The sequence below is a fragment of the Agrococcus sp. HG114 genome, assembly GCF_024723325.1.
Classification (GTDB): Bacteria; Actinomycetota; Actinomycetes; order Actinomycetales; family Microbacteriaceae; genus Agrococcus.
In genome coordinates this window covers 1-8,599 of record NZ_JANQCH010000098.1, presented here as the reverse complement: position 1 = coordinate 8,599, position 8,599 = coordinate 1, and the positions used below count along the sequence as shown (strand labels likewise).

The 8,599-nt window shown below is 74.5% G+C and carries 11 protein-coding genes; 5 read left to right on the top strand and 6 right to left on the bottom strand.

Annotated elements, in window-relative coordinates; translation table 11 throughout:
- Positions 1 to 796: hypothetical protein (locus NWP09_RS09710; RefSeq protein WP_258275314.1), on the bottom strand; the 796-nt coding region annotated here is incomplete at its 3' end.
- A 91-nt stretch (positions 797 to 887) separates the two neighbouring features.
- Here NWP09_RS09710 and NWP09_RS09705 point away from each other — a divergent pair.
- The gene (locus NWP09_RS09705) at positions 888 to 1,166 is read left to right on the top strand and encodes a DUF3039 domain-containing protein (protein ID WP_258275313.1); all 279 of its coding nucleotides are present in this window, start codon (positions 888 to 890) and stop codon (positions 1,164 to 1,166) included.
- Positions 1,167 to 1,197: 31 nt separating this feature from the next.
- On the opposite strand, the gene NWP09_RS09700 is transcribed toward NWP09_RS09705, so the two are convergent.
- Entirely contained in the window at positions 1,198 to 2,505 is a 1,308-nt protein-coding gene (locus NWP09_RS09700; protein WP_258275312.1) for a nicotinate phosphoribosyltransferase, read from the bottom strand.
- Between the two features lie 56 nt (positions 2,506 to 2,561).
- Here NWP09_RS09700 and NWP09_RS09695 point away from each other — a divergent pair, with 56 nt between their 5' ends.
- Entirely contained in the window at positions 2,562 to 3,152 is a 591-nt protein-coding gene (locus NWP09_RS09695) for a GNAT family N-acetyltransferase (protein WP_258275311.1), read from the top strand.
- Here NWP09_RS09695 and NWP09_RS09690 read toward each other — a convergent pair.
- The 4 genes from NWP09_RS09690 to NWP09_RS09675 are packed head-to-tail and all read right to left on the bottom strand — an operon-like array spanning position 3,149 to position 6,274.
- Complete coding sequence (locus tag NWP09_RS09690) at positions 3,149 to 4,081, bottom strand: ABC transporter substrate-binding protein (protein ID WP_258275310.1); 933 nt, start codon at positions 4,079 to 4,081, stop codon at positions 3,149 to 3,151. The two genes, NWP09_RS09695 and NWP09_RS09690, sit on opposite strands and share 4 nt — an antisense overlap.
- The gene (locus tag NWP09_RS09685) at positions 4,078 to 4,806 is read right to left on the bottom strand and encodes an ABC transporter permease (RefSeq protein ID WP_258275309.1); all 729 of its coding nucleotides are present in this window, start codon (positions 4,804 to 4,806) and stop codon (positions 4,078 to 4,080) included. The genes NWP09_RS09690 and NWP09_RS09685 overlap by 4 nt, the downstream gene beginning before the upstream one ends.
- Positions 4,803 to 5,444 carry an ABC transporter permease gene (locus tag NWP09_RS09680; RefSeq protein ID WP_258275308.1) on the bottom strand — a complete coding sequence of 214 codons (642 nt, stop codon included), beginning with the start codon at positions 5,442 to 5,444 and terminating at the stop codon, positions 4,803 to 4,805. The genes NWP09_RS09685 and NWP09_RS09680 overlap by 4 nt, the downstream gene beginning before the upstream one ends.
- Positions 5,441 to 6,274, bottom strand: coding sequence for an ABC transporter ATP-binding protein (locus NWP09_RS09675; protein ID WP_258275307.1), 834 nt, complete (start codon positions 6,272 to 6,274; stop codon positions 5,441 to 5,443). The genes NWP09_RS09680 and NWP09_RS09675 overlap by 4 nt, the downstream gene beginning before the upstream one ends.
- A gap of 108 nt (positions 6,275 to 6,382) precedes the next feature.
- Here NWP09_RS09675 and murI point away from each other — a divergent pair, with 108 nt between their 5' ends.
- The 3 genes from murI to rdgB are packed head-to-tail and all read left to right on the top strand — an operon-like array spanning position 6,383 to position 8,590.
- On the top strand, positions 6,383 to 7,219 hold the full coding sequence (murI, locus tag NWP09_RS09670; protein ID WP_258275306.1) for a glutamate racemase: 837 nt from the start codon (positions 6,383 to 6,385) through the stop codon (positions 7,217 to 7,219).
- A gap of 10 nt (positions 7,220 to 7,229) precedes the next feature.
- Complete coding sequence (rph, locus tag NWP09_RS09665; protein ID WP_258275305.1) at positions 7,230 to 7,964, top strand: ribonuclease PH; 735 nt, start codon at positions 7,230 to 7,232, stop codon at positions 7,962 to 7,964.
- Positions 7,961 to 8,590, top strand: a complete 630-nt coding sequence (gene rdgB, locus NWP09_RS09660) for an RdgB/HAM1 family non-canonical purine NTP pyrophosphatase (RefSeq protein WP_258275304.1) — start codon at positions 7,961 to 7,963, stop codon at positions 8,588 to 8,590. The genes rph and rdgB overlap by 4 nt, the downstream gene beginning before the upstream one ends.
- Positions 8,591 to 8,599 lie beyond the last annotated feature (9 nt).

Sequence of the window (8,599 nt, the reverse complement as noted above, 5' to 3'; positions counted from 1 at the left end):
CGCGGAGGCGCCGCAGCCCGCCGCCGAGCCCCTCGCGCTCGATCGCGCGCGCCTCGCGGATGCGCTGGCCGAGGCTGCGCCGCTCCGACTCGGGCGCCGGGTCGAGGAACCCGTGATGCACCGCGGGTGCGGGCCCGAACGCCTCGCGCGCGGCCGCGACGATCTGCTTCCCGAGCATGCGGTTGCCCACGCCGCCGATCACGGCGCCGATGCCGAACGGCAGCGCGCGGCCGAGCATGCCGGCGCCGGTGTTGCGCGCCATGCGGCGCAGGAACGCGCGCCGCATGAGGTCGATGACCTGGCCCATCGCGCCGCTCGGCAGCGACGTCGTGATGATCTCGCCCCAGAACGCGTTGCCCTTGCGGCCCCGCCCGAGCACCTGGTCGCCGACGCGCTGCACGAGCGCCTTGCCGCCGGGCCCGAGCATGAGCGCCATGACGAGCGCCTTGGCGCGCTGCTCGTCCTGCACGGCGATGCCGTGCACCTCGGCGACCGCCTGCGCGTAGAACGCGCTCGCCTCGAGGAAGCCCACCGTCTCGGCCATCGTGAGGCCGACGGACGCGACGGTGCCGACGCCGGGGGCCACGGCGCTCGCGCCGACCGCGGCGCCGCCGCCCGTCACGGCGGTGAGGTACTGCTTCTCGAGCCGCCGGATCATCTCCTCGGGCGTCATCGTGGGGTGCTTGCGGCGCAGGTTGCGCAGGTGGTTCACCACGAGCGGCCGCTGCACGCCCAGGATGCTGTCGAGCGTCTTCACGAGCCAGCTCATGTCGTCGTCGCGGTCGAGCTCCCGCATGGCGTCCTCCTTCGTCCCGCTCTCGTCGGAGCGCATCGACCATGGTGATCGCATCAGGCCGGGAACGGCCTGAGCGTGGGATCATGGGCGCATGACCTTGACCCCAGGACCGGAGACGGTGGGCACCGGCGGCAGCACCGACGTGCTCGACCGCGAGCTCGAGCAGCTGCTGAACGAGGAGTCGGTCGAGGACGGCGACCACGACCGCTTCGCGCACTACGTGAAGAAGGAGAAGATCCTGCAGTCGGCGCTCTCCGGCAAGCCGGTGCGCGCGCTGTGCGGCAAGAAGTGGACGCCGGGGCGCGACCCCGAGAAGTTCCCGATCTGCCCGACGTGCAAGGAGATCTACGAGCGGCTCCGCGACGAGTGACCCGCCGCGCCGCCGATGACGGGCGGATGCGTCAGCGGAAGACGGTGGGGATGGCGGGCTCGCCGCGGGCGAGCCGGTGCGCCTCGGCCGGGAGCTCCTCGACCGAGGCGGCGTGCCGCTGGCGCGCGAGCTCGACGCCGCCGTGGCCGAGCCACTCCCGCTGGATCTCGCCGGCGCGCACGAGCGGCACCTGCAGCGCGCGCCCGCGCTCGGCCGCCGCGTCGAGCATCGCGGGGTCGTCGCTCACGAGCACCGTCTCCTCGACCGCGACGCCGCGCTCGAGCGTGCGCACGGCGACCTTCTCGCCGGGCTTCGAGGCCTTGTCCTCGCTGCGCTTGCCGACGCCCACCCACTGGCCGTCGTCGCCCTGCCGCGAGACGAGCTTGTAGACCATCCCGGCCGCGGGCGCGCCCGAGCCGGTCACGACGCTCGTGCCGACGCCGTACGCATCCACCGGGCTCGCCTGGAGGCCGGCGATCGCGTACTCGTCGAGGTCGCTCGTGACCGTGATGCGCGTCTCGGTCGCGCCGAGCGAGTCGAGCAGCGCCCGCGCCTCGGCCGCGACGTCGGCGAGGTCGCCCGAGTCGAGGCGGATGCCGCCGAGCTTCGGGCCGGCGACCTCGATCGCCGTGCGGATGCCCTGCTCGATGTCGTACGTGTCGACGAGCAGCGTCGTGCCGACGCCGAGCGTGTCGATCTGCGCCTGGAAGGCCTCCGCCTCCGAGTCGTGCAGCAGCGTGAACGAGTGCGCGGCGGTGCCCATCGTGGGGATGCCCCACCGCGCGCCCGCGGCGAGGTTGCTCGTCGCGCCGAAGCCCGCGATGTAGGCGGCGCGCGCCGCCGCGATCGCCGACTCCTCGCTCGCGCGGCGCGAGCCCATCTCGGCGAGCGGCCGGCCCTTCGCGGCGCGGTGCATGCGCGTCGCGGCGTTCGCGACGGCGGAGTCGTAGTTGAGCACCGAGAGCGCGAGCGTCTCGAGCACGACCGCCTCGGCGAACGTGCTCTCGACGACGAGGATGGGCGAGCCGGGGAAGTAGAGCTCGCCCTCGGCGTACCCGCGGATGTCTCCGGAGAAGCGGTAATCGGCGAGCCAGTCGAGCAGCTCGGCGGAGACGACGTGCTGCTCGCGCAGGAACGCGAGCTCGGCGTCGCCGAAGCGGAACTCGGCGAGCCGCTCGAGGAACCGCCCGGTGCCGGCGACGACGCCGTAGCGGCGGGCGCCGGGCAGGCGCCGCGCGAAGACTTCGAACGCCGAGGGCCGGAACGCGGTGCCGGAGCGCAGCGCGGCGTCGATCATGGTGAGCTCGTAGCGGTCGGTCATCAGCGCGGTGTCGGTCACGGCGCCAGCCTACTTCGGGGCATCCGGACGGCCGCGGGAGCCGCTAGCGTGGGCCGGTGCACGACGCGAGCCCCCGGACCTCGACCGCTCGACCGCTCCCGGACGGCGTGGCGCTGCGCGAACCGGCCGCCTCCGACGCCGAGGCGTGGGCGCGGTTCCTCGTGGGCGAGCAGCAGCGCACCTACGCGGGGATGCTGCCCGGCGACTTCGCGGTGCGCGGGCTCGCGCAGGCGAACGTCGAGGGCCTCGCCCATGTGTTCGCCGAGCCGCGCGACGCGGTCCGCCGGATCGCGTGGCGCGGCGGGCGCATCGTCGGCATCGCGGCCGCCGGGCCGGCGCCCGCGCGCTGGGAGCGCGAGCTCGGGCTCGTGCCGCCTCCCGCGGACCGCGAGCTCGACCGGCTCTACGTCGCCGCCGAGATGCACGGCACGGGCCTCGGCGCGGCGCTGTTCGACGCGGTCGTCGACGACCGCCCGCACTACCTGTGGCTCATCGACGGCAACGCGCGCGCGGCCCGGTTCTACGAGCGGCGCGGCTTCGTGCACCTCGACGAGCGCGTGTCGACCGGCCCGACGTGGGGCGGCATCCCCATGCACCGCATGGTGCGGAGCCGCCTCGCCGTCGTGCCGGGCGACGCGCGGCGCTAGCCGACCAGCCCCTCCTCCTGGAGCCAGTCGCGCGCGATCTCCGCGGCCGGCGACTGCTCCTCGACGCTCCGCCGGTTGAGCTCGATGAGCGCGTCGGAGGAGAGCGCCGCGGTGACGCCGTTCACGACCTCCTGCGCCGCCTCGTCGACGCGGTCGCTCGCGACCGGGACGACGTGCGACGCGAGGAAGAGGCCCTCGGTGTCCTCGAGCACGACGAGGTCGTTCTGCGCGATCGTCGGGTCGGCGGTGTAGACGATCGCGAGCTGGATGTCGCCGTCCTGCAGCGCGCGGATCGTGAGCGGGCCGCCGCCGTCCTCGATCGGCGTGAAGCCGACCTCGATGCCGTAGACGCTCGCGAGCCCCTGGGGGCCGTTCGGGCGGCTCTCGGCCTCGGAGTTGGCGCCCATCGTGAGCGGCACGTCGACGTCGGCGAGGTCGGCGACCGTCTCGAGCCCGTACTGCTCGGCGAACTCGCGCGTGACGACGTACGAGTCCTGGTCGGTCGCCTCGGCCTGGTCGAGGATCGTGAGCCCCTCGGGAGCGGCGGCCACGAGCGCGTCGTAGACCTCCTCGCTCGTGCGCTCGGGCGGGTCGGGCGTCCAGTACTGCAGCAGCGGGCCGGTGTACTCGGGGAACAGGTCGATCGAGCCCGACTCGATCTCGGGCATGTAGACCTCGCGCTGGCCGATCCGCAGCTGCCGGTCGATCGTGTAGCCGGCGTCCTCGAGCGCCTGCGCGTACAGCTCGGCGATGATCTCGCTCGAGTAGTAGTCCTGCGAGCCGACGACGAGCGTCGTGCCGTCGCCGCCGGCCGAGGGCTCCGCGCTCTCCTCGGCGAGCGGGTCGGCGCTCGCGCAGCCGACGAGCAGGGCGGCGGCGGTGCCGAGCGCTGCGAGGGTGAGCGCGCTCCTGCGGAAGCTCTCGTTCATGCGGGGGTCCTCTCTCTGGCGCCCAGGGCGGCGCGGTGGGGGCGGGCGGACTGCGGGCGGCCGGTGTGCGGCGCCGCGCGGCGGGATGCGCTCGACTGGAGCGCCTGGAAGCACAGCTCGACGGCGAGCGCGAGGAGCGCGACGAGCAGCGATGCGCCGAGCATCATGTCGTAGCGCTGCGTCTTGAGCCCCTCGAACAGGGGACGGCCGAGCCCGGTGTCGGCGACGTAGGCGGCGAGCGTCGCGGTCGAGATGACCTGCAGCGCCGCCGAGCGGATCCCGCCGAGGAGCACGGGCGCCGCGAGCGGCAGCTCGACGCCGCGCACGATCTGCCACTCGGTCATGCCGATCGCGCGCGAGGCGCCGACCGTCTCGCGCGCGACCGACTCGACGCCTGCATAGGCGCCCGCGAGCACGGGCGGCAGCGCCAGCACGAGGAGGGCGAGGAACGGCGCCTCGAGCCCGATGCCGAGCGCGAGGCCGAGGATCGTCAGGAGTCCGAGCGTCGGCAGGGCCCGCGCACCGCTCGTCAGCAGGATCACGAGCGAGCGGCCCCGGCCGGAGTGGCCGATCGCGGCCCCCGCGGGGATGCCGACCGCGCACGCGGCGGCGACGACCGCGGCCGAGAACCCCAGGTGCTCGAGGATGCGCGCGCCGATGCTGCCCGACCCCGCCCAGTTCGCGGGGTCGAGCACCCACGCGAGCGCGTCGAGCAGCAGGTTCACGCGGCCACCGCCCGCCGCCAGGGCATCGCCGCGCGGCCCGCGAGCACGCACAGCGCGTCGAGCACGACCGCGACCACGACGGTGAGCACGATGCCGGTGAGGATCGACGCCTCGATGCCGCGCTGGAAGCCGTCGGTGAAGAGCGTGCCGAGGCTCGCGATGCCGATGACCGCCCCGACCGTGACGAGGCTCACCGTCGAGACGACCACGACCCGGAGCGACGAGAGCAGCACCGGCCCTGCGAGCGGCAGCTCGACGCGCCAGAAGCTCGCCCAGCGGGAGTGCCCGGTCGCCTCGGCGGCGAGCCGGACGTCCTCGGGGACGGACGCGAACGCATCCGCCGCCCCGCGCACGAGCAGCGCGCAGCCGTAGAGGGTGAGCGCCGTGATGATCGTCGCGGGCGAGCGCAGGGCGAAGCCCGTGATCGCCGGGATGATGATGAACAGCGGCAGCGACGGGATCGCGTAGAGGAGGCCCGTGCCGGTGAGCAGCGGCGTGCGCCAGCGCCGGCTCGCGGCCGCGAGCCGACCGAGCGGCACCGAGATGACGAGGCTCAGGAGGATCGGCGGCACGGAGAGCAGCAGGTGGTCGACGAGCAGCTCCCACACGATGTGGAGGTTCTGGCTCAGCCAGGTCATGGCGCGGCCTCGCTCGCATCGGCCTCGAGCACCCCGGTGGGCCGGTCGTCGCCGTCGACGACGACGCGGCGCCCCTCGACGTCGCGGATGCGCAGGGTGCGGCGGGCGGTGCCGGCGCCCACGAAGGCGGCGACGAAGCCGTCGGCGGGCGCGGCGAGGATCTCGGTCGGGGTGCCGCGCTGGGCGACCTCGGCGCCCGCGCGCAGCACGACCACCTCGTCGGCGAGGGCGAAGGCCTCGTCGACGTCGTGGGTCACGAACAGGATCGTCTTGCCGAGCTCCGCCTGCAGCGCTCGCAGCTCTGCCTGCAGCTGCTCGCGCACGATGGGGTCGACGGCGCCGAAGGGCTCGTCCATGAGCAGGATGTTCGGGTCGGCGGCGAGCGCGCGGGCGACGCCGACGCGCTGCTGCTGGCCGCCGGAGAGCTGGGCCGGATAGCGGTCGGCGAGCGCGGGGTCGAGGCCGACGCGCTCGAGGAGGCCGAGCGCGTCCGCCCGCGCCTCGCGCCGCGAGCGGCCGGAGAGCACGGGCACGGTCGCGATGTTGTCGGCGACCGTGCGGTGGGGGAGGAGGCCGCCCGCCTGGAGCACGTAGCCGATCGAGCGGCGCAGCCGCACCGGGTCGACCGAGCGCACGTCGACGTCGTCGATGCGCACGGCCCCCGCGGTCGGCTCGACCATGCGGTTCACCATGCGCAGGAGCGTCGTCTTCCCGCTGCCGGAGGACCCGACGAGGGCGACGACCGTGTGCGACGGCACGCGCAGGCTGAAGCCGGCGACGGCGACGGTGCCGCCCGGGTACTCCTTGCGCACTGCGTCGAACTCGATCACGCAGGCTCTCCTCACTCGCGGAGGGATGACGATACCGCCCGACGGTGACATCCTGGCCGGTCGCACCTCTGAGCGGGCCGTGAGCGGGCCACGACTAGGCTTGCCGACGTGCAGCGCCCGATCGGAGTCTTCGACAGCGGCGTCGGCGGGCTCACGGTCGCGCGGGCGATCATCGACCAGCTGCCGGCCGAGTCGATCACCTACATCGGCGACACGGCGAACGGCCCCTACGGGCCGCGCGACCAGGCCGACGTGCGCCGCCTCGCGCTCGACGTGCTCGACACGCTCGTCGCGCAGGGCGTGAAGATGCTCGTCATCGCGTGCAACACCGCCTCGGCCGCGACGCTCGACGTCGCGCGCGAGCGGTACGAGGTCGGCATGGGCATCCCGGTCGTCGAGGTCATCGACCCGGCGGTGCGCGCGGCGGTGGCGCAGAGCCGATCCGGGAGGATCGGGGTCATCGGCACCGCGGGGACGATCGGCTCTGGGGCCTACCAGCGCGCGTTCGCCGCAGCGGGCGTGCCGCGCGTGGCGGCGGGCGCCGCGCCGCGCTTCGTCGAGTTCGTCGAGGCCGGAGTGACGACGGGCGACGAGGTGCTCGCGGCCGCGCACGAGTACCTCGAGCCGCTGCTCGCCGAGCAGCTCGACACGCTCGTGCTCGGCTGCACGCACTACCCGCTGCTCGCGGGCGCGATCGGCTACGTCGCCGGCCCCGATGTGCGGCTCGTCTCGAGCGCCGAGGAGACCGCCGCCGACGTGTACCGCATCCTGAGCGATCGGCGCATGCTCGCCCCGCCCGGCGCGACGCCCGCGTACGAGTTCGAGGCGACGACCGAGGCGCAGGAGCCGTTCCTCCGCCTCGCCCGCCGCTTCCTCGGCCCCGAGGTCACGCACGTCGAGTTCCACCAGACCGGGGTCATCACGCTGCCCGGCCGCACCGACTGAAGGAGACCCCATGGCACGCAACGACGGCCGGCAGCTCGACGAGCTGCGCCCCGTGACGATCGAGCGCGGCTGGAGCGCGCAGGCCGAGGGGAGCGCCCTCATCTCCTTCGGCGGCACGAAGGTGCTGTGCACCGCATCCGTCATGCCCACCGTGCCCCGCTGGATGGCGGGCAAGGGCAAGGGCTGGGTCACCGCCGAGTACGCGATGCTGCCGCGCTCGACGAACGAGCGCATGGACCGCGAGAGCGTCAAGGGCCGCGTCGGCGGCCGCACCCACGAGATCTCGCGGCTCGTCGGCCGCTCGCTCCGCGCCGCGGTCGACATGAAGGCGCTCGGCGAGCTCTCGATCACCGTCGACTGCGACGTGCTGCAGGCCGACGGCGGCACCCGCACCGCCGCGATCACCGGGGCGTACGTCGCGCTCGCCGACGCGATCCGGTGGGCGCAGGTCGAGGGCCGCGTGCCGCGGAGCGCGAAGCCGCTCATCGACTCGGTCGCCGCCGTCTCGGTCGGGATCGTGGGCGGCGAGCCGACCCTCGACCTCAACTACCTCGAGGACGTCGGCGCGGGCACCGACATGAACGTCGTCGCGACGGGCCGCGGCCTGCTCGTCGAGGTGCAGGGCACCGCCGAGGGGGCGCCGTTCGACCGGGCCGAGCTCGACCGGCTGCTCGACCTCGCGCTCGCCGGCACCGCGCGGCTCACCGAGCTGCAGCGCGAGGCGCTCGAGGGGGCGCTCGCGTGAGCCCGGTCGACACCGGCTTCGGCGCGACGGGCATCGAACCGCGTGACGGCGGGCTGCAGGTCGTGGTCGCGACCCGCAACCCGCACAAGGTCGAGGAGCTGCAGCGCATCCTCGCGCCGCTCCTGCCGGGCGTCGAGCTGCTGCCCGATGACGGGCCGGAGCCGGTCGAGGACGGCGACACGTTCGAGGCGAACGCGCTCATCAAGGCGCGCGCGGCGCACGAGCGCACGGGCCTGCCGGCGCTCGCCGACGACTCGGGCATCGAGGTCGACGCGCTCGGCGGCGCCCCGGGCATCCACTCCGCGCGCTACGCGGGCACGCGCGACGACCGCGACAACCTCGAGCTGCTGCTCGCGAACCTCGCAGGCGCCCGCGACCGCGCGGCGCGCTTCGTGTGCGCCGCCGCGTGGGTCGATGCCGACGGCGAGACGGTCGTGCGCGGCGAGTGGCAGGGCGAGATCGCGGATGCGCCGCGCGGCGAGGGCGGGTTCGGGTACGACCCGATCTTCGTGCCGCACGACGGCGGCGGCCGGGCGGCCGCCGAGCTGACCGCGGAGGAGAAGGACGCGCTGAGCCACCGCCGCATCGCCTTCTCGGCGCTCGCGGAGCGCATCGCGCGCGGCTGACGCCCGCAC

Excerpts from the sequence above, each read along its gene's own strand:
- NWP09_RS09680 (WP_258275308.1), bottom strand. The coding sequence starts at position 5,444 with ATGACCTGGCTGAGCCAGAACCTCCACATCGTGTGGGAGCTGCTCGTC.
- rph (WP_258275305.1), top strand. The coding sequence starts at position 7,230 with ATGGCACGCAACGACGGCCGGCAGCTCGACGAGCTGCGCCCCGTGACG.
- NWP09_RS09690 (WP_258275310.1), bottom strand. The coding sequence starts at position 4,081 with ATGAACGAGAGCTTCCGCAGGAGCGCGCTCACCCTCGCAGCGCTCGGC.
- NWP09_RS09705 (WP_258275313.1), top strand. The coding sequence starts at position 888 with ATGACCTTGACCCCAGGACCGGAGACGGTGGGCACCGGCGGCAGCACC.